Source organism: Saccharospirillum sp. (assembly GCF_040881935.1).
GTDB lineage: Bacteria > Pseudomonadota > Gammaproteobacteria > Pseudomonadales > Natronospirillaceae > Saccharospirillum.
This window is the reverse complement of record NZ_JBBECH010000093.1, coordinates 15,803-36,292: the sequence shown is the minus strand read 5'-3', so window position 1 is coordinate 36,292 and position 20,490 is coordinate 15,803. Positions and strand designations below refer to the sequence as shown.

The following is a 20,490-nucleotide window of genomic DNA, read 5'->3' as shown; positions in this document are numbered from 1 at the left end:
CCATGCAATCGGTTTCGACAGACAACAGCTTCGCTGACAAACGGGTACTGATAACCGGTGGCGGAAGCGGCATTGGTGCCAACCTGGCGCTGGCCTTCGCCAACGCGGGCGCCCGGGTGATCATTGCCGGGCGCACGGAATCCAAACTGCAGCAGGTAGCGGCCGAACACGCCGGTATTGAATACAGAGTCACCGACGTGACCGACGCGGCATCGGTTGAAGCCCTGTTCAGCGACATTGATTCGCTCGATATCGTCATCGCCAACGCGGGCGCTGCCAGCAGCGCGCCGCTGCGCAAAACCAGCCTGGAAGACTGGCAACGCATGCTCGATGTGAATCTGACGGGTGTGTTTTTAACCCTGCAGGCCGGGCTGACCAAACTGACTGAAGGCGGCCGATTATTAGCCGTCGCGTCGACGGCCGGGCTAAAAGGCTACCCCTATGTAGCGCCCTACTGCGCCGCCAAACACGGCGTAATCGGGCTGGTCCGCGCACTGGCATTGGAGACCGCCAAACAGGGCATCACCGTCAACGCCCTGTGCCCGGGCTTCACCGAAACCCCCCTGCTCGATGAAAGCCTGGCCAACATCAGCGCAAAAACCGGGCTAAGCGATTCAGAAGCCCGGGCACAACTGACTGCTACCAACCCTCAGGGCCGTCTGGTTCAACCAGCCGACGTGTCTGCCACCGCTTTGTGGCTCGCCAGCCCCGCCGCCCAGGCGATCACCGGCCAGGCCATCGCCATTGCGGGAGGGGAACTGTAATGAGTGAACCAGCCAGCATCACCCCCAACCGGCATCTCACCAGCAAGGAACATTTACGACTCTGGCTGCGGCTGTTGCGCACCACCCGTCGGGTCGAATCGGAATTGCGTGAACGGCTGCGCCTGCAGTTCAACACCACCCTGCCCCGCTTCGATGTTATGGCCGCGCTGTCGCGTCACCCGGACGGGCTGAAAATGAATGAACTGTCGCAGCAACTGAAAGTGTCGAACGGCAACGTCACCGGCATTATCAGCCGACTGGTCGAAGATGGCTGGGTTGAACGCATCGCCATTGAGGGCGACCGCAGAGCGACCCGGGTGCTGCTGACCAAGGCTGGCACCGAACAATTTCATCAGATGGCCCAGGCACACGAACACTGGGTCGATGAACTGTTCAGCTCGCTGTCGAGCACGGAGACGCACCATATGAATGAACTGTTCGCGCACCTGCCCACCGAAGCTGGGCCGGAACCAGACAGCCTCGAATCAAATACCCAGGGAGACACCCCATGAACATGGCCAACCACGCCCCAAAACATTTTTTCTGGCGCACGGAAGGCCCGGTCGCCGTCATTCAACTGAATCGGCCCGAGCGCAAAAACCCGCTCACCTTCGAAAGCTACGCCGAACTGCGCGACACCTTTCGCGACCTGGCTTACGCCGACGACATTCACGCCGTAGTGTTTGCCGCCAACGGCGGCAACTTCAGTTCCGGTGGCGACGTTCACGACATCATCGCCCCGCTGGTCGGCATGGAGATGAAAGATCTGCTCGCCTTCACCCGCATGACCGGGGATCTGGTGAAAGCAATGATCCACTGTAACAAACCCATCATCGCCGCGGTCGAGGGTATCTGCGTCGGTGCCGGGGCCATCATCGCCATGGCATCGGACATCCGCTTTGCCACGCCCGATTCAAAAACCGCCTTCCTGTTCACCAAAGTTGGTCTCGCCGGTTGCGACATGGGCGCCTGCGCCATACTGCCGCGCATCATTGGCCAGGGTCGCGCCGCTGACCTGCTCTACAGCGGTCGCAGCATGAGCGCCGAAGAAGGCCACAACTGGGGCTTCTACAACCAAATCATTAGTGCTGAAGACATCCAAACCGAAGCGCTGAAATACGCCCAAAAGCTCTGCGACGGGCCAACTTTTGCACACGGTATCACCAAAACCCAGCTCAACCAGGAATGGTCGATGAGCCTCGACCAGGCCATCGAATCCGAAGCCCAGGCCCAGGCGATTTGCATGCAAACGCGTGATTTCGAACGCGCCTACAAAGCCTTCGTCGCCAAAGAAAAGCCACAATTTGGAGGCAACTGATGAGCGATACCAGCTTTCTAACCTGGCCGTTTTTTGAAGACCGTCACCGCGAGTGGGCCAAAGAACTCGATGCCTGGTGCGTCGACAACCTGAGCCAACACAGCGATGAAACCGACACCGATGCCGAATGCATCAACCTCGTTCACGCCTTGGGCAAGGCTGGTTTTCTGCAACCTACAGCTGGCGACGCCATCGACGTACGCACCCTGTGCCTCGCTCGCGAAACCCTCGCCCGCCATCATGGTTTAGCCGATTTCGCCTTTGCCATGCAAGGCCTCGGCACCGGCGCCATCAGCCTATTCGGTACCGACGAGCAAAAACACTGGCTCGACAAAACCCGTGCTGGCGAAGTCATTTCCGCCTTCGCACTGACCGAACCCGCCTCGGGCTCCGACGTTGCAAACATCACCACCGAAGCGATACGCGACGGCGACGACTACATTCTCAACGGCGAAAAGACCTGGATCTCCAACGGCGGCATCGCCGATCTGTACACCGTTTTCGCACGCACCGGTGAGGCGCCCGGTGCCAAAGGGCTCTCGGTATTCCTCGTGGAAGCGGACCGGCCAGGGTTCGAAATTAGAGAACGCCTGCACACCATGAGCCCACACCCGCTGGCACGCATCGGCTTCAAAAACGTCCGTATTCCAGCCACCAATCGCATCGGCGAATCCGGTCAGGGCTTCAAAATCGCCATGTCGGTACTGGATGTATTCCGCTCAACCGTCGGTGCCGCCGCCCTCGGCTTCGCTCGCCGCGCCCTCGATGAAACGCTGACCCGTTGCCAACACCGAGAACTGTTCGGCGGCCCACTCGCCGACCTGCAAATGGTGCAAGGGCACATCGCCGACATGGCACTAGACATCGACGCCGCCGCGTTATTGGTTTACCGCGCCGCCTGGACCAAAGACCAGGGCGCCGCCCGCGTCAGCCGCGAAGCCGCCATGGCCAAACTCTACGCGACTGACCACGCTCAATCGGTCATCGACAAGGCGGTGCAATTGCACGGCGGCGACGGCGTGCGCAAAGGGCATATAGTGGAAAGTCTGTATCGTGAAATACGCGCCCTGAGAATTTATGAAGGCGCGTCGGATGTACAAAAAATTGTGATAGCCCGGAGTACTATGGGCTCGGGCTAATACGCTAATAACTCAAGATTCCGAGTTCGCACCCAGCCGAGTGTCAGGTACCGGGTGTACCTATCCGGGGTAGTCCGCAACATGGATGTTGCGGTCTAGGCCCCATGGACGGGTTCACGCCGACCCCGGAGAGGTATACCCGGTGCCTGACACGGACCACTGGCAAAGTAGCAGACCCGAACTCCGGAACTTGAGTAACAACAATAAAAGAGAGGCAACCATGTCAGTACCGTCAGCACACACCGACACCTACTGTCGCGATCATCTGCCACCGGCCGATCAGCAACCGGTGTTTCTGCTCGATGGTCTGAATTACCCGGACATCCTGAACGCCGGTGTCGAGCTCACCGACCGCCTGGTCGAACAGGGCCTCGGCGACCGCACCGCCCTGATCGGCAACGGCCGCCGCCGTACCTACAAAGAGTTAGCCGACTGGACCAACCGACTGGCACACGCCCTGGTGGACGACTTCGGCATCCAGCCCGGCAACCGGGTTCTGATTCGCTCGGCCAACAACCCCGCGTTTGTTGCCTGCTGGCTCGCCGTCACCAAAATCGGCGCCGTCGCCGTCAACACCATGCCCATGCTGCGCGCCGGTGAACTGGCCCAAATTGTCGACAAAGCCGAAATAAGCCACGCCCTTTGCGACACTCGATTGCTCGATGAAATAAAACGCTGCGCCGCCGACAGCCAATTTTTAAAATACGTCATCGGGTTCGACGGCACCGCCAACCACGATGCCGAACTCGACCACGCCGCCCTGGAAAAACCCGTGCATTTCGACGCCGTCCCCACCCGCGCCGACGACGTCGCCCTGCTCGGTTTTACGTCCGGCACCACCGGCTCGCCCAAAGCCACCATGCATTACCACCGCGACCTGTTGGCCGTTGCCGACACCTACGCCAAAGAGGTTTTGCAGGTCACACCAGACGACGTCTTCGTCGGCTCACCACCGCTGGCCTTCACCTTCGGCCTCGGCGGACTGGCCATTTTCCCGCTGCGCTTTGGCGCCACCGCCACCCTGCTGGAAACCGCCTCGCCGCCGAACATGATCGACATCATTCAGCGCTACAAGGCCACCATTTCCTTCACCGCCCCCACCGCCTATCGCGTTATGCTAAAAGCCATGGACGAAGGCGCTGACCTGTCCAGTCTGCGCGCGGCGGTATCTGCCGGTGAAACCCTGCCCGCCCCGGTCTTCGACGAGTGGCAACAAAAAACCGGCAAGCCCATGCTCGACGGCATCGGCGCCACCGAAATGCTGCACATCTTCATCTCCAACCGGCTCGACGACGCCAAACCCGCCTGCACCGGCACTCCGGTTCAGGGCTACGAGGCAAAAATTGTCGATGACGAGATGCACGAAGTACCCCGAGGCACCGTCGGCAAACTTGCCGTGCGCGGGCCAACAGGCTGCCGCTACATGGACGACCCCCGCCAACTGAACTACGTACGCGATGGCTGGAACCTCACCGGCGATGCCTTCAGCCAGGACGAAGACGGCTACTTCCACTTCGCCGCGCGCACCGACGACATGATCATCAGTTCCGGCTACAACATCGCCGGCCCCGAAGTCGAAGCCTGCCTGCTCGGCCACCCGGACGTGCTCGAATGCGCGGTCGTCGGCGTGCCGGACACAGAACGCGGTCAGATCGTCCAGGCCCATATCGTGCTGGCCGAAGGCCTGGTCGCCGACGAAGACTGCATAAAACGGCTGCAGGACTACGTGAAAAGCCAGATCGCTCCCTACAAATACCCGCGCTCCATTAAGTTCATCGAGCAATTGCCGAAAACAGCGACGGGAAAAGTTCAGCGGTTCCGGTTGAAGGAGGAGGCTTCCTGAGAGCCTGAGCAAAACAAGTGTTTAGCGGGGCCGGAAAAGCCTTTACATTGGAAAGGATCTGGCAAGCAAACTTGGCTTGATTTTTTGAGTCTAGTCTAAGCAACCGGCTAAGAAAGCATACGCCGTCGGATATGACACCGGCGGGGCGTCGGCTCCCATGGATGGGAGCCGACGAGCTTACACGGATGTACTTGCAGCGACCCGCCGGGGTCATATCCGACGGTGGATGCGAACCATTGGCACTCTCGTCGAAGCAACCGGCGGCCGATGCGAACGACTGGCACAAGAGCAAAGCAACCAGAGAATAAGAAGTAGAGTCAAACAATAACGAGAAAAACACCAGGAGGTGTGACCATGAAGAAGGTAATGAATGCAGGTCTGGGACTGATGATGGCTGCCGCCATTGCGGCACCGACGCAGGCTGAAGACGTCAAAATTGGTATGATCACGACCCTGTCCGGTGGCGGTGCTCACCTGGGTGTGGATGCACGCGATGGCTTTATGCTGGCCATTGAACAGGCCGGTCGCGATGATGTTGAAGTGCTGATTCAGGACGATGCCCAGAAACCGGATGTCGCCAAGAGCCTGGCCGATGAATTCGTACAGCGCGAAGAAGTCGACATCATGACCGGTATCATCTGGTCGAACCTGGCCATGGCCGTTGTGCCGAGTGTGGTGCGCCAGGGTACCTTTTATCTGTCGGTGAACGCTGGCCCGTCTGACCTGGCCGGGCGCCTGTGCCATGAGAATTACTTCAACGTCGCCTGGCAGAACAACAGCCTGCACGAAGCCATGGGCGAATACATGAGCACCGAAGGCTTCAACAACGCCTTCATTCTGGCCCCGAACTACCCCGCCGGTACCGATGCACTCGAAGGCTTCAAGAACCGTTACACCGGCGAGCTGGCCAATGAAGTTTATACCCAGTTGGGGCAAACCGATTACGCCGCTGAAATCGCACAGATCCGCGCCAGCGGTGCCGACAGCGTGTTCTACTTCCTGCCGGGTGGCATGGGCATCGCCTTTATGAAGCAGTACGCCGGCTCCGGTGTCGACATTCCGGTTTACGGCCCGGCCTTCTCGTTCGATGAAATCATCATTGGCGCGATTGGCGAAGCGGCCATCGGTGTGCGCAACACCTCCCAGTGGGCCTATGACCTCGACAACGCCGCCAACCAGGCGTTTGTGTCGTCTTTCCGGGAAAAACACGGTCGCACCCCAACCCTGTATGCCTCCCAGGGGTACGATACCGCACGGTTGATCCTGGACGCCCTTGAAGTCGCTCATCCGGATGACAAAGACGCCTTCCGCGAAGCCCTGCGTGCGGCCGATTTCGACTCCGTTCGCGGTGACTTCCGCTTCGGCACCAACCACCACCCGATTCAGGACATCTACGTCCGTGAAGTGGTAGCCAATGGCGACGGCGTAACCAACCAACTGGTCGGTGTTGCCGTTGAAGACATGCAAGACGTCTACGTCGATCAATGCTCCATGTGATTGACCGGGGGAGTTCGCTCCCCCTGTTTCAGCTTACGAGGAATCCGGTGTGACCCTGTCGTTACTCTTTGAACAACTGCTCAATGGCCTGCAGCTGGGCACCATGCTGTTTCTAATGGCCAGCGGCCTGACGCTGGTGTTCGGCGTTATGGGGCTCATTAACCTCGCGCACGGGTCGTTTTACATGACCGGTGCTTTTGTAACGGCCTGGGTGACCGGCACCACCGGCAATTTCTGGGTCGGTTTATTGGCCGGCATGCTGGCGGCTGCGGCCGTAGGCGCAGTGGTCGAATTTGCCGTGATACGACGGCTCTACCATCGTGATCATCTCGACCAGGTGCTTGCCACCTTCGCGCTGATCCTTATTTTTTCTGAAGGCACCCGCTGGCTGTACGGTTCATCGCCCCTGTGGCTGAACGTGCCAGACAGCCTGGCGGGGTCTGTTATGTTGCCCTTTGGGGTGGAATACCCGCTGTATCGCCTCGCCATCATTGGCATGGGTGTTTTGATCGCCATGGGTTTGTATCTGCTGATCAGCCGCACACGGCTGGGTATGCGCATTCGCGCCGGTGAGAACGACCGGGAGATGATCGGTGCGCTGGGTGTGGATATCAGCACGCTGTACACCCTGGTGTTTGCATTGGGCGCCGGGCTTGCCGGATTGGCCGGTGCGACCATCGGCGCGCTGCAATCGGTTCAGGTTGGCATGGGTGAGCCCGTGTTGATTCTGGCGTTTGTGGTGATCGTCATCGGCGGCATTGGTTCTATCAAGGGTGCCCTCGTGGGTGCCCTGTTGGTCGGCGTGGTAGATACGCTTGGCCGGGTACTGTTGCCCGACTTGTTCAAACTCTTTATGGAAGCCTCAGCAGCGTCCGGCGTCGGGGCGGCCATCGCCTCGATGCTGATTTACATCCTGATGGCCATCATCCTCATCTTTAAACCCAACGGCCTTTTTGCCGTCAAACACTGAGCAGGCTGGTTATGACGCAATCGCATTCCCTTACCGCAACTGACCCGGCCCGCAGTGCCCGTTTTAGGCTCGACCGGGAAGGTTGGATCAGCCTGAGCCTGTTATTGATTCTGGTCGTCGGCGCTTCAGCCGCTTACCTCGCTGGCGAGAGTTTTTTTGTTAACCTGGCTACGCGCATGGTCATTATTGCTCTGGCCGGCGTTGGCCTGAACCTGGCGCTGGGCTTTGGTGGCATGGTCAGTTTTGGCCACGCCGCCTACTTCGGTCTCGGCGGTTATGTCGCGGGCATCGGTGCTTTTCATGCGTTCGATATGACCCCTGCACTCGGCATTCCGTTTCTGCCCAACGGCAGCGATCAGCTGATCCCGCTGTGGTTAACCGCCATTGCCCTGTGCGGCCTGCTGGCCTATGGCATTGGCCGTCTCTCGCTCGGCACCTCGGGCGTTTACTTCATTATGATCACCCTGGCCTTTGCCCAGATGATCTACTACTTCGCCATTTCCTGGCCAACCTACGGCGGTGAAGACGGCCTGCCGATCTACATTCGCAATCAGCTCTGGGGGCTGAACACCAACAACAGCCTCGTCTTCTTTTTCCTGTGTTTTGGCCTGCTGATGCTGGCCCTGTCGTTCTGCCATCGCCTGCTCGGCTCGCGCTTTGGCGCGGCGCTGACCATGGCGCGGCTGAACCCGGTGCGGCTGGCGACCTCTGGCGTTGAACCCCGACCGATCAAACTGGTGGCCTTTGTGATCAGCGGCATGATCACCGGGCTGGCCGGTGCCCTGTTCGCCGACCTGAACGGTTTTGTCGGCACCTCGATGCTCGACTGGCATCGTTCCGGTGAAATCATGGTTATTGTCATTCTCGGGGGTGTCGGTCGGCTTTATGGCCCGGTAGCCGGGGCCATGCTGTTTGTCGCCATGGAATTCTGGCTCGGCGGTTTAACCGAATACTGGCAGTTCTTCCTTGGCCTGGTGTTGTTGGCTGTGGTGCTGTTCGCGCGCGGCGGCGTCTTTGGCCTGCTGGCTGGGAGGTCCCGACATGAATGAAGCCGTACTCAGCATTCAGAACCTGAACAAACGTTTTGGCGCCCTGCACGCCACCAAAGAGGTATCCATCAACGTGATGCCGGGCGAAATTCATGCGCTGATCGGCCCGAACGGGGCTGGAAAATCGACCCTCATTGCGCAGATCGCCGGTACCCTGCCACCGGATTCCGGCAGCCTCTGGCTCGATGGTCAATCACTCGATTCACTGTCGGTTGCTGCCCGTGCCCGCCTGGGACTGGGACGCAGTTTTCAGGTGTCGTCACTGGCCGAAAGCCTGAGCGTGCGCCGCAATGTCATGATGGCCGTGCAAGCCCTGCAGGGCAGCAGTTTCCGTTTCTGGAAACCGGTCAATAACGATGCCAGCCTTCGCGAACCGGCGGACGCGGTACTGGCGCAAATGGCATTGACCGACCGTGCCGATACGCCCGTTGCCGAGCTCTCCCACGGTGAGCGCCGCCAGGTCGAAGTGGCCTGTGCGCTGGCGCTGAAGCCTAAGGTACTGTTGCTGGACGAACCCATGGCAGGCCTCGGCCCCGAGGGCACCGCCAAGCTGACCACTCTGCTCGAAACGCTTAAGCATCAGGTACCCATTCTGCTGATCGAACACGATATGGACGCGGTGTTCCGGCTGGCTGATCGCATTTCGGTGCTGGTGGCCGGTGAAGTCATCGCTCACGGCAACAGCGATACCATCCGCAACGACCCGAACGTTCGCGAAGCCTATCTGGGAGACGACCATGCTTAGAGTATCTAATATTGAGACCTTTTACGGCCCGTCCCAGGCGCTGTTTGGTGTTGATTTAACCATCGTCGCTGGCGAACTGGTCGCGCTGATGGGCCGCAACGGCATGGGCAAAACCACCACCATTCGCTCGGTATTCGGACTCACCCCGCCCTCGGCCGGGTCGATCGAATTCGAAGGCAAAGACATCACCCGTGCCCAGGGGTTTCGCATCGCCCAGATGGGGCTCGGCCTGGTGCCCGAAGGCCGGCGCTGCTTCACCAACCTCTCTGTGCGTGAAAACCTGCTGGCCACCGCGCGCGCCGGCCACTGGGATCAAACCAAAGTAGAAAACCTGTTCCCCCGCCTGGCGGAACGGCGCGACCAGAGCGCCAACACGCTTTCCGGCGGCGAACAACAAATGCTGGCCATTGGCCGGGCGCTGATGACCAACCCGAAACTGCTGGTGCTCGATGAAGCCACCGAAGGCCTGGCCCCGGTGATCCGTCAGGAAATCTGGCGTGCCATTCGCACCCTGAAGGCCGAGGGGCTATCCATTCTACTGGTCGATAAAACCCTGAAAGAAGTGCTGCCACTGGCCAGTCACTGCCTGATACTGGAAAAAGGCCAAACGGTCTGGGCCGGTGAACCCGATGCCCTAACCGATGACCTTAAAGACCGATACCTGGGCGTTTAACCATGGCCTACCTGACCCGACACAACGTTCGATTCGGCCACTGCGGTAATACCCTGCTTCTGACGAATGAATCCACCCTGGTCTCTGTCGATATGAACAGCGGCGAACCCTGTCGCTGGCCCGAGGCAATACGCCACCGTTTTGAACGTGACCGGGAAACCCCCACAACCGCGACTGAAAAAGGATCCACCTGATGCCTGCATCCAACACCCACCAACGGCTTCACCCGAATCACTGGAAACGCGCGGTCGGTTACGCCAACGGCATGCTGGCTGAAGGCAGAACTGTCTTTGTCGGCGGCCAGATCGGCTGGAATGCCGACCAGGTATTTGAAACCGATGACTTCGTCGGCCAGATCGAACAGGCACTGCGCAACATCGTCACCGTGCTGCGTGAAGCCGATGCCCAACCCGAACATCTGGTGCGCCTGACCTGGTACGTCACCGACAAGGCCGAATACCTGACCCGCCTTACCGAAGTCGGCGAAGCCTACCGCGCCGTACTCGGCAAACACTTCCCGGCCATGACCATGGTTCAGGTAGCGGATTTGATTGAGGATGAAGCCAAAGTAGAGATCGAAGCGACGGCGGTGATACCCGGGTAATACGTCCTTCTCAGCACTCAGTTTTCGGGGGCTTGCACACTGCGAGCGACGGATGCCGGTGGTGCCTCTGCGGGGTAGTCCGAAACATGGATGTTTCGGCCTAGGCTCCATGGACGGATTCACGCCGACCCCGTCGAGGCACCACCGGTAGCTGTCGCGGACCATGGTCACCAAGCACCCCCGAACGTCGCAGACAAGCACACACCCGGCCAACAATCCGGTACACTCAGGCTTCTATTCCACAGCCCCCGGGAAAGCTCAGATGTCGCTCCCTCCAGCTTCCGGTAAACGTCATTTCCAGACACAGCTTCCCGCTGGAACTGATGCCGAAACCGACCTGATCGAAGAAATACCGATCGCGATCAGCTATGGCGATATAACCCACGGCATCATGATGCTGACCCCGACAGATCTGGATGATTTTCTGGTGGGTTTCAGCCTGAGTGAGGGAATAATCCGTCGCGCAGCCGACCTGCTGGACTGGACGTTAACAAGCACTCACACACCAGACGGCCTGCCCGCCTACTTGCTGGATGCCACCCTGAGTGCACGCCGCCAGGCGCAATACCGTAACCGGCAACGACAGATGCTCGGCGCCAGCGGGTGCGGCCTGTGCGGCAGCGCCTCGCTGGAAAGCGCCTTTGTTCCACTAAAGCCACTGCAACCCGCACCGATACTGCCCAGGGAACAGCTGAGCCAGTTACGCGACCAACTCACCCAGGCACAAACACTCGGTCCCCGGGTAGGCGCAATTCACGCGGCGGCACTGATCGACCCGCAAGGCAACCTGCTCGCCTGCCGCGAAGACATCGGCCGCCACAACGCCCTCGACAAACTCATCGGCCACGCCCTGCGCGGTGAACACTCACTAACGGGCCACACCCTGGTGATGAGCAGCCGTTGCAGCGTCGAACTGGTCAACAAAGCCGTTATTGCTGGCGCGTCCACCCTGGTCAACCTCGCCGCACCCAGCACCCTGGCGGTAGACCGCGCGCGCCGTTATGGTTTGAATCTGATCCATCTGGCGCGGGACAATCAGCCCAGATTTTACAGCCCGGCCCCTACATAATGAATTTAAAGCCCCCAATTCAATTATCGAGTTTAAAACATGCGGCTATGGTTGAATCGGGCGATTAAGTCGCCCAGCCCTTCTTCCAGTTGCATGTCCGTCAATCATCTCGTGTATCATAAGCTCATTATTCCTGCTCACCCACTTGACTGGCAGGATCCATAACGACTAAAAGACTGGTCCTTTCAACCTGAGGAAACCCATGATTACACCCGGTCCTACACCAGACGAAGTGGAGCGTCTCGCTGCGCTCAGGGACCTTAATCTTCTTGATACAGAGCCGGAAGCTCGTTTTGATCGCATTACCCGCATTGCCGCACGTCTGTTCAATACTCCCTCTGCACTTATCTCTCTTGTCGATGCTGAACGTCTGTGGTTCAAGTCCCGGCACTGTTTTGAGGTTACCCATAACCCCCGGGACATCTCCTTCTGCGGACACGCAATTCTGGCGCCGGGTCTCATGGTAGTGCCCGATACCACACAGGACGAGCGTTTCTTTGATAACCCGCAGGTCACGTCTGAGCCGCACATTCGTTTTTATGCAGGTGCTCCTCTGAAGGCACCCAATGGTAGCCTGGTAGGGACGCTGTGCATCATTGATCGGGTTGCGCGGGAGTTCGATGAAACAGATGCCGCTTTGCTGCAGGACCTGGCGAATATCGCAGAGGATGAACTCGCCCGACAGACGCTCTCAACCTTGGCCATTAAACTCCATCGTGCCAATCAGGAGCGGGAGTCACTGATACAGGCCTCACCGCTGGCCATCATCAGCTACAACAGCGACCGGCTCGTGGAGGTGTGGAATCCAGCGGCAGAGCAATTGTTCGAAACATCGGGGAACGCTATTGTCGGCCAACCATTAATGGAACTCGGGCCAAGGCTATCGTCCGAATTGCTCACAATTGGTGATCGGGTCAAGCAAGGTGAAAGTGTGCAGAACGTCCCTCTGAGCCTAGCGCTCCCTGAGTCTGCAGTAATGCATCTTAGCGTATCGGCAGCGCCCATGAAGGACACCGAGGGCGAACTGAGTGGAATCACACTATTGATTGCCGATCTGTCCGAACGCGAACAACTGACTCGGGAATTGGAACGGGAGCACGAGCTTCTGAAGGCGGTTCTGGACAACGTCGGGGTCGGGGTAGTCGCCTGTGACCAATCAGCGGCCCTGACGGTTTTCAACCCCACCGCCTCAGAGCATCTTGGCGGCCCGGTTGATATTCCTCCGGATCAATGGGCCAGGGAATACCAGATTTACGATGCCGAGGGTGAACGATTACTCGACGTTGGCGAGCTTCCATTGTACCGGGCCCTCCGGGGCGAGCGGGTAAAAGATGCAGAAATTGTGCTCCGGCCAGAGAACAAACCTCAACGCACCCTTCTGGTGAACGGTCGTGCTTTCGAAAGTGCGACCGGTGAAAAGCTGGGTGCGGTGGTGGCGCTGCATGACATCACTCAACGCAAGGAAATGGAGCGCGCACTCGAACACCAGGCGAACCACGATTCGCTGACAGGATTGCCCAACCGGGCGGCGCTGATCGTCGCTCTGCAGCAAGCAAATGCCCGCGCCGCTCGCCATGGTAAAACGGTCGCGGTGCTGTTTTTGGATTTGGATGATTTCAAGACGATTAACGATACATACGGGCATCAGGTAGGCGATCAGGCTCTGCAGCAATTCGCGAAGCGATTGAGCCTTGCGGTTCGAGAAGCCGATACAGTGGCGCGATTGGCTGGCGATGAGTTCGTGGTGGTCGCGGAGGAGTTGGAAAATCCGACGTCAGACGCACTTCTTATTGCACACAAGCTCCTGGCATCGATGAATCTGCCCATCGAATTGTCCCAGGCTAAGATTGATCTTGCCCCCAGTATTGGCATAGCGATGCATCGGGGAGAACTGGATGCAGAGGAATTAGTGCGCCGCGCGGACAGCGCAATGTACCAAGCCAAAACGCAAGGCAATAGTGGCATACAGTTTTACCAGGAGGCAAACTGAACGACGGTGGTTCAGCCCAGACTGTCGTCAGGGAAGGTCAGTAACCGCACCCTTCGAGGCAGAACCCACCGATCGCGCATACTTCGCCAGCACACCCCGGGTGTACTTCAAGCCCGGTGCTTGCCAGCCCTGTCGTCTGCGCTCTAGCTCCTGTTCAGAGATATCCAGCTCAATCCGGTTGCTGACGGCATCGATGGTGATGGTATCTCCGTCTTCAACCAGAGCAATGGGGCCGCCCTCGGCGGCCTCGGGTGTAATGTGGCCAACCACAAAACCATGACTGCCCCCGGAAAACCGGCCATCGGTAATCAGCGCGACATCGCTGCCCAGCCCTTTGCCCATAATCGCCGAGGTGGGGCTGAGCATTTCCCGCATACCCGGTCCGCCTTTGGGGCCTTCGTAACGAATCACCAAAACATCACCCGCGACGACAGAACCGTCGAGAATGCGCTCCTGGGCTTCCTCTTCCGAATGAAACACCCGGGCCCGCCCGGTAAAGTGCGTGCCTTCCTTACCGGTGATTTTCGCGACGGCACCTGTGGGGGCGAGGTTGCCGTACAGAATACGCAGATGGCTGTCTGCTTTGATGGGGTTATCGAACGCATGAATGATGTCCTGCCCGTCGGGATAGGGCTTAACATCGGCCAGGTTCTCGGCCAGCGTCTGCCCGGTAACGGTTAAGCAATTACCATGGATCAACCCACGATCGAGCAGCATTCTGATCAGCGGCTGAATGCCGCCAATAGCGACCAGTTCCGACATCATGTAATGACCGCTGGGGCGCAAATCTGCCAACACAGGCACCCGTTTACCGATCTCGGCAAAATCTTCCAGCGATAGCTCCACGCCTACGGTGCTGGCCATGGCTAACAGGTGCAGCACCGCATTGGTAGAACCACCCAGCGCGATGACGACGGTGATGGCATTCTCGAAGGCTTCCCGGGTCATGATGTCGGATGGCTTGATGTCTTTTTCCAGCAGGTTCAGCACAGCGGCACCGGCAGCCCGGCAATCCGCCACCTTGGTATCCGACACCGCATTCTGCGCCGAACTGCCCGGTAGGCTCATACCCATCGCCTCAATGGCCGACGCCATGGTATTGGCCGTGTACATACCGCCGCACGACCCTGCCCCGGGAATCGCCGTCTCTTCGATCTGTTTCACCTCAATCAGATCCAGCTTGCCCTGGGCATGCGCACCCACCGCCTCGAACACGGAAATAATATCGGTGTGATTTTCACCCGGCATAATGGTGCCGCCATATACAAACACCGAAGGCCGGTTCAACCGCGCCAGCCCCATCATGCAGCCCGGCATATTTTTATCGCAGCCGCCAATGGCGACCAGGCCATCGAAGCCTTCGCACCCGGCAACCGTCTCAATGGAATCGGCAATGACCTCGCGCGATACCAGCGAATACTTCATGCCCTCAGTACCATTGGCAATGCCGTCCGACACGGTAATGGTGTTGAAGATCAGCGATTTACCGCCAGCCTCATCGGCACCCGCCGCCGACTCTTCCGCCAAGCGGTTGATGTGCATGTTGCAGGGCGTGAGGTTACTCCAGGTCGAGGCAATGCCCACCTGGGGTTTTTGAAAATCATCGTCAGTGAACCCAACGGCTCGTAGCATGGCTCGACTGGCGGATTTCCCTAACCCATCGACCACCTGAGATGAATAACGACGGCGCTTGTCTTCGGCCATGGTTGCCTCCTGATCCGGTTAATTAACGCTTTCAGACTGACAGAATCAGGGTAGGTCAGCAATGCCATTCAGCGATAATGCCAGGGAAAGGCCAAAGTCGGATGAGCTGGTGGATCCTTACCGGTACGCTTCTTCAGCTTCGGGCAGGCGATGGCAGCAAAAGGTCATCGTTAATGGGTACAAAGCGACTGGCCGCCTGAACCAGAGACCGTGCCGTTAAATCGGGAACGCCATACACATCGACATGAACACCATGGTCTTGCCTGATTTTATCGACCAGTAAATCGAAATCACCATCGCCGGAGACCAGCACAACCCGGTCGACAGTGGGCGCTACATCCATCACATCAATGGTAATGCCCACATCCCAATCACCTTTCGCTGAGCCATCCTGGCGCTGGATATAAGGCTTCAACCGCACCGTAAACCCAATCGCCCGAAGAATGTTCTGGAACTGATGTTGTTTTTCATCACCACGATGAATGGCATAAGCGAACGCTGCCACAACATCGTGGCCAGCCGTGGCTTGCTGCCAGAATCGATTATAATCGAACCGTCGACCATAGGCCTCACGGGTTGTGTAGTAGACGTTCTGTACGTCAACGAACAGGGCAATATTACTCAACAGGCAAATTTCCTTCATCGTGGCAGTAACCACTGTACTGTTTCTCGCCCCGGACTACGTCTATTTCCAGGGCGTCCAAGTGTTGGGCTTGGCAAGAACATCGCCACCCGAGAGCAAAAAATGGCCAGTCTGGATGCTCCGACAAACCTTGCCAGCTCGCTCCTTTCAAACGGGTGTACCCGCCCTGGCCATATGCCGAAACTGCTGGTCAATGCCAGCAAGATTGGCCTGAATATGTTCGACAAAACGCCGCGTCACCGGCGACAGACTTTTGCCTGTCGGGTATACCAGACACCAGGATCGGCGAATCGGAAACCCCTCAAGTGGCAACGTCTTCAAACTGCCCAGCTTCAGTTCCGCCAGTACACTCAGACGCGGCAGAATAGCAACACCGATGCCGGCAATAACCGCATGTTTAAGTGCTTCGTTTGAACCAACTTCCATTTGCGGAACCATACGCAGCCGCTGTTGATGGCAATGTTGTTCCAGAGCCAGGCGGCTGCCGGAGCCGCGTTCACGAGCCAGAAAATTCTGCTGCAAAAACTCTTCAGGCGTGACATCGGCCCGGCCACACAGTGGGTGGTTGGCGGGCATCACGGGAATCAACTCGTTGTCGAGGAACGGCACTGACGACAGCGGCCGGTCGCCGGGCACAATGCCCATGATCATCAGGTCATCGCTGCTGTCCGACAGCCGTTCGAGAGCCAGGCCCCGGTTAACCACCTGCACCGACACATTGACCTCCGGATACAGGTCCAAAAACGGTTTCAGCAGATACGGCATCACATACTGAGCGGTATTTACCGCCGCGAGTTTCAGGTCACCGGATATTCGCCCATCCAGCGCATGAATGTCACTTTGCAGACGGCTCAGATCCGCGAACAGGGTTTGCACACTCGCCGCCACCACTTCGCCGGTTGCTGTACAGTACAGCCTGCGGCCAATGTATTCGAACAGCTTCTGACCCAGAGCACTCTCCAGTTGGCGGATCTGGGAACTGACCGCTGGCTGGGTTAACCCCAGGGCATTGGCGGCCTTGCCGTAGCCCTGCTCTTCGTACACCGCTAAAAACACTTCCAATTGCCGTAACGAGAGCCGGCTGATCAGCTTTTGAACGCTTAGCCTCACGATCACCTCTTTCTTTTCAACAGTCCATAAGTTCCAGCTTATGGAAAATATAAATTATATCAATTTTAAATTATGAAAAACTTGCGATAGCGTAGGTTCATCGACCCACTGAGGGAGAACGACCTGTGTTGAAGAAGGTTCTCATAGCCAATCGCGGTGAAATCGCCGTCCGCATCATCCGCGCCTGTTCGGAACTGGGCATCCGCTCGGTGGCGATTTATACCGAGCCGGACCGCTACGGTCTTCACGTAAAACGTGCCGATGAATCCTATTCGATGGGTGATGATCCGCTCGAGGGTTACCTTGATCCGCTGCGCATCGTCAATCGGGCCCTGGAAACGGGCTGCGATGCCATCCATCCGGGCTACGGCTTCCTGTCGGAGAACGCCCGTTTCGCGCAACTGTGTGAACAAAAAGGCATTGTCTTCATTGGCCCCAAATCCACCGTCATCGCAAAGATGGGCGACAAGACATCGGCGCGCGACAGCATGCGCGCCGCTGGCGTGCCCATCACGCCCGGTTCAGATGGCAACCTCGCCAATCTGGAAGAAGCGCTGGCACTGGCCGAGAAGATCGGTTACCCGATCATGCTCAAGGCCACGTCCGGTGGCGGTGGCCGTGGCATACGGCGGTGCGACACAGCCGATGAGCTGACCAAACAGTACCCTCGGGTTATTTCCGAGGCGACCAAAGCGTTTGGCTCGGCCGATGTATTCATGGAGAAATGCATTGTGAATCCGCGCCACATCGAAGCGCAGATTCTGGCCGATGCCGAGGGTAACGTGATTCACCTGTTCGAGCGCGACTGCTCGATTCAACGCCGCAATCAAAAACTGATCGAGATTGCACCCAGCCCGCAAATCACCCCGGAACAACGCCACTACATTGGTGAACTGGCGGTGCGGGCAGCCAAGGCCGTGGGGTACGAGAATGCCGGGACCGTCGAGTTTCTGCTGACCGGAAACGAAGTGTATTTCATGGAAATGAACACCCGGGTTCAAGTGGAACATACCATCACCGAACAGGTAACCGGGGTCGATATTGTTCAGGAACAACTGCGCATTGCCTCGGGTATGCCGCTGCGCTACGACCAGCAAGACATTCAACTGCACGGCTTCGCCATACAATTTCGCATCAACGCCGAAGATCCCAAGAACGACTTTTTACCAAGCTTCGGTCGCATCACACATTACTATGCGCCGGGCGGACCGGGTGTTCGGGTCGACACCGCTATTTTTACCGGATACGACATCCCGCCCTACTTCGATTCCATGTGCCTCAAGCTGGTGGTCTGGGCCCTGACCTGGGAAGACGTCATCGCTCGCGGACGCCGGGCCCTGGACGACATGCGCTTGCACGGCATTCGCACCACCTCCAATTACTACCAGCAAATTCTCGCGCACCCCGACTTTCAGAAAGGCGATTTCAACACCAGCTTTGTGCCCGATCACCCGGAACTTCTGAACTATTCCACCAAACGTCACCCCAGTGAAATCGCACTGGTTCTGGCGTCAGCCATTGCCGCCCACGCCGGCTGGTAACCAACGCCGGTTAAGAGGAGAAAAAAATGAAACCGATTGAAATAACCGACCTCACCTTGCGCGACGCCCACCAATCACTGATCGCCACTCGCATGCGCACGGAAGACATGCTGCCCATTTGCGAGAAACTCGATAACATCGGCTACTGGTCACTGGAAGTCTGGGGTGGCGCGACCTTCGATGCCTGCGTTCGTTTCCTGAAGGAAGACCCGTGGGAGCGCTTGCGCCAATTGCGGGCCGCCCTGCCCAAGAGCCGACTGCAAATGTTACTGCGCGGCCAGAATTTGCTTGGATATCGCCACTACGCCGACGACGTGGTTGAAGCCTTTGTGCAATCGGCGGCCGACAACGGCATCGATGTGTTTCGGGTGTTCGATGCGCTGAACGATCTGCGTAACCTGGACATTGCCATGAAAGCCGTGAAGAAAGCTGGCAAACATGCCCAGGGCACACTCTGCTACACCACCAGCCCGGTACACACCCTGGCCATGTTTACCGAGCAGGCCCGGGCACTGCGTGACATGGGTGCTGACTCCATTGCCATTAAAGACATGGCCGGCTTGCTGACGCCGTATGCGACCTACGATCTGGTCAAGGCGATCAAAGCTGAAGTCGACTTACCGTTGGTTATTCACAGCCATTCAACCGCTGGCCTCGCGACCCAGTGCCAATTGAAAGCCATTGAAGCCGGTGCTGACCGCATCGACACCGCCATTTCTTCGTTTGCGGGCGGCACCAGCCACCCGGCCACGGAAACCCAGGTCGCGGCATTGAAAGACACCCCCTGGGACACCGGCCTGGATCTGATCGCCTTGCAAGAGGTGGCTGATTATTTCCGCGAGGTGCGCAAAAAATACCATCAGTTCGAAAGCGAATTCACCCGCGAAGACATCTCGGTGCAAATCAATCAGGTGCCGGGCGGAATGATGTCCAACCTGGCCAATCAGTTGAAAGAACAAAACGCCCTGGACCGCATTCGCGAAGTGTTCGACGAAATTCCACGCGTACGCGAAGACCTGGGTTACCCACCGCTGGTGACGCCAACTTCCCAAATCGTCGGCACCCAAGCGGTATACAACGTACTGGCCGGTGAACGCTATAAAACCATCACCAACGAAGTAAAGCGCTACTTTCTGGGCGGTTACGGAAAGCCACCGGCAGAGGTCAATGCCGAGGTGTTGAAAAAAGCCATTGGCAACGAAAGCGTCTCCGACGCTCGCCCGGCCGATGCGCTGACACCGGAAATACAGAAACTGACCCGCGACATTGGCGAGCTCGCGCAGTGCAAGGAAGACGTTTTAACCTTTGCCATGTTTCCGGACATGGGGCGCGACTTCCTCAAACAGCGTGCCGAGGGCACCCTGTCCCCTGAACCCTTGCTGCCACCGGAATCTGCTGGCGCGCACAAACCCTCAGGCATGACACCCACCGAATTTAAGGTAGACGTTCACGGCGAGACGTACGAAGTAGCCATCACCGGGGTTGGCGATTTTGGCAGCGGCAAACGCAAACTCTACATCTCGCTTGATGGTATGCCAGAAGAGGTGGTGTTCGAAACTTTGAACGAATACGTCGCCGATGCCCGTGGCAGCGGTCGGAAGAAAGCCACTGAACCCGGGCATGTAACGGCGGCGATGCCAGGTAACATTGTGGAAGTGCTGGTCAGCGAAGGCGATACGGTTGAAGCGGGCCAGGCCGTACTGATCACCGAAGCCATGAAGATGGAAACAGAGATCAACGCCAGTATCGCTGGCACCGTGAAGGCAGTGTATGTGGCCAAAGGCGACCGGGTCACACCGGGTGAGGTGCTGGTCGAGATCGGCTGAAGCCT

19 protein-coding genes are annotated in these 20,490 nt (G+C 58.1%); 16 read left to right on the top strand and 3 right to left on the bottom strand.

Annotated elements, in window-relative coordinates; translation table 11 throughout:
- Positions 1-2 precede the first annotated feature (2 nt).
- From WEB54_RS17255 to WEB54_RS17190, 14 genes are all read left to right on the top strand, one after another.
- Positions 3-764 carry an SDR family NAD(P)-dependent oxidoreductase gene (locus tag WEB54_RS17255; RefSeq protein WP_368053418.1) on the top strand — a complete coding sequence of 254 codons (762 nt, stop codon included), beginning with the start codon at positions 3-5 and terminating at the stop codon, positions 762-764.
- A complete protein-coding gene (locus WEB54_RS17250) occupies positions 764-1,276 on the top strand; it encodes a MarR family winged helix-turn-helix transcriptional regulator (protein WP_368053416.1) in 513 nt (170 codons plus the stop codon). The genes WEB54_RS17255 and WEB54_RS17250 overlap by 1 nt, the downstream gene beginning before the upstream one ends.
- Positions 1,273-2,082 (top strand): enoyl-CoA hydratase family protein, encoded by an 810-nt coding sequence (locus tag WEB54_RS17245; RefSeq protein ID WP_368056813.1) that lies wholly within the window; start codon positions 1,273-1,275, stop codon positions 2,080-2,082. The genes WEB54_RS17250 and WEB54_RS17245 overlap by 4 nt, the downstream gene beginning before the upstream one ends.
- Positions 2,082-3,221 (top strand): acyl-CoA dehydrogenase family protein, encoded by a 1,140-nt coding sequence (locus tag WEB54_RS17240; protein WP_368056812.1) that lies wholly within the window; start codon positions 2,082-2,084, stop codon positions 3,219-3,221. The genes WEB54_RS17245 and WEB54_RS17240 overlap by 1 nt, the downstream gene beginning before the upstream one ends.
- A gap of 220 nt (positions 3,222-3,441) precedes the next feature.
- Positions 3,442-5,064, top strand: a complete 1,623-nt coding sequence (locus tag WEB54_RS17235; protein WP_368056811.1) for a benzoate-CoA ligase family protein — start codon at positions 3,442-3,444, stop codon at positions 5,062-5,064.
- A gap of 354 nt (positions 5,065-5,418) precedes the next feature.
- Entirely contained in the window at positions 5,419-6,561 is a 1,143-nt protein-coding gene (locus WEB54_RS17230) for an ABC transporter substrate-binding protein (RefSeq protein WP_368053802.1), read from the top strand.
- Between the two features lie 49 nt (positions 6,562-6,610).
- Positions 6,611-7,531, top strand: a complete 921-nt coding sequence (locus WEB54_RS17225; protein WP_368053800.1) for a branched-chain amino acid ABC transporter permease — start codon at positions 6,611-6,613, stop codon at positions 7,529-7,531.
- 11 nt (positions 7,532-7,542) lie between these two features.
- Positions 7,543-8,580 carry a branched-chain amino acid ABC transporter permease gene (locus WEB54_RS17220; RefSeq protein ID WP_368053798.1) on the top strand — a complete coding sequence of 346 codons (1,038 nt, stop codon included), beginning with the start codon at positions 7,543-7,545 and terminating at the stop codon, positions 8,578-8,580.
- A complete protein-coding gene (locus WEB54_RS17215; RefSeq protein WP_368053796.1) occupies positions 8,573-9,325 on the top strand; it encodes an ABC transporter ATP-binding protein in 753 nt (250 codons plus the stop codon). Before WEB54_RS17220 ends, WEB54_RS17215 begins: the two co-directional genes overlap by 8 nt.
- Positions 9,318-9,998 carry an ABC transporter ATP-binding protein gene (locus WEB54_RS17210; protein ID WP_368056810.1) on the top strand — a complete coding sequence of 227 codons (681 nt, stop codon included), beginning with the start codon at positions 9,318-9,320 and terminating at the stop codon, positions 9,996-9,998. The genes WEB54_RS17215 and WEB54_RS17210 overlap by 8 nt, the downstream gene beginning before the upstream one ends.
- Before the next feature lie 2 nt (positions 9,999-10,000).
- Entirely contained in the window at positions 10,001-10,192 is a 192-nt protein-coding gene (locus WEB54_RS17205; RefSeq protein WP_368053792.1) for a hypothetical protein, read from the top strand.
- Positions 10,192-10,602: a RidA family protein gene (locus tag WEB54_RS17200; RefSeq protein ID WP_368056809.1), complete on the top strand. Its 411-nt coding sequence runs from the start codon at positions 10,192-10,194 to the stop codon at positions 10,600-10,602. The genes WEB54_RS17205 and WEB54_RS17200 overlap by 1 nt, the downstream gene beginning before the upstream one ends.
- Before the next feature lie 262 nt (positions 10,603-10,864).
- Positions 10,865-11,671 carry a formate dehydrogenase accessory sulfurtransferase FdhD gene (gene fdhD, locus WEB54_RS17195; RefSeq protein WP_368056808.1) on the top strand — a complete coding sequence of 269 codons (807 nt, stop codon included), beginning with the start codon at positions 10,865-10,867 and terminating at the stop codon, positions 11,669-11,671.
- A gap of 202 nt (positions 11,672-11,873) precedes the next feature.
- Positions 11,874-13,661, top strand: a complete 1,788-nt coding sequence (locus tag WEB54_RS17190) for a diguanylate cyclase (protein WP_368056807.1) — start codon at positions 11,874-11,876, stop codon at positions 13,659-13,661.
- 27 nt (positions 13,662-13,688) lie between these two features.
- Here WEB54_RS17190 and ilvD read toward each other — a convergent pair whose 3' ends face one another.
- The 3 genes from ilvD to WEB54_RS17175 form a co-directional block, all read right to left on the bottom strand.
- Positions 13,689-15,365, bottom strand: a complete 1,677-nt coding sequence (ilvD, locus tag WEB54_RS17185; RefSeq protein ID WP_368056806.1) for a dihydroxy-acid dehydratase — start codon at positions 15,363-15,365, stop codon at positions 13,689-13,691.
- A gap of 133 nt (positions 15,366-15,498) precedes the next feature.
- Complete coding sequence (locus WEB54_RS17180) at positions 15,499-15,990, bottom strand: NYN domain-containing protein (RefSeq protein ID WP_368056805.1); 492 nt, start codon at positions 15,988-15,990, stop codon at positions 15,499-15,501.
- Between the two features lie 165 nt (positions 15,991-16,155).
- Positions 16,156-17,118 (bottom strand): LysR family transcriptional regulator, encoded by a 963-nt coding sequence (locus WEB54_RS17175; protein WP_368056804.1) that lies wholly within the window; start codon positions 17,116-17,118, stop codon positions 16,156-16,158.
- A gap of 125 nt (positions 17,119-17,243) precedes the next feature.
- Between WEB54_RS17175 and WEB54_RS17170 the strand changes: the two genes are divergently transcribed.
- Positions 17,244-18,659: an acetyl-CoA carboxylase biotin carboxylase subunit gene (locus tag WEB54_RS17170; RefSeq protein ID WP_368053266.1), complete on the top strand. Its 1,416-nt coding sequence runs from the start codon at positions 17,244-17,246 to the stop codon at positions 18,657-18,659.
- A gap of 26 nt (positions 18,660-18,685) precedes the next feature.
- Complete coding sequence (gene oadA / locus WEB54_RS17165) at positions 18,686-20,485, top strand: sodium-extruding oxaloacetate decarboxylase subunit alpha (protein WP_368053268.1); 1,800 nt, start codon at positions 18,686-18,688, stop codon at positions 20,483-20,485.
- The last annotated feature ends 5 nt before the right edge of the window (positions 20,486-20,490 follow it).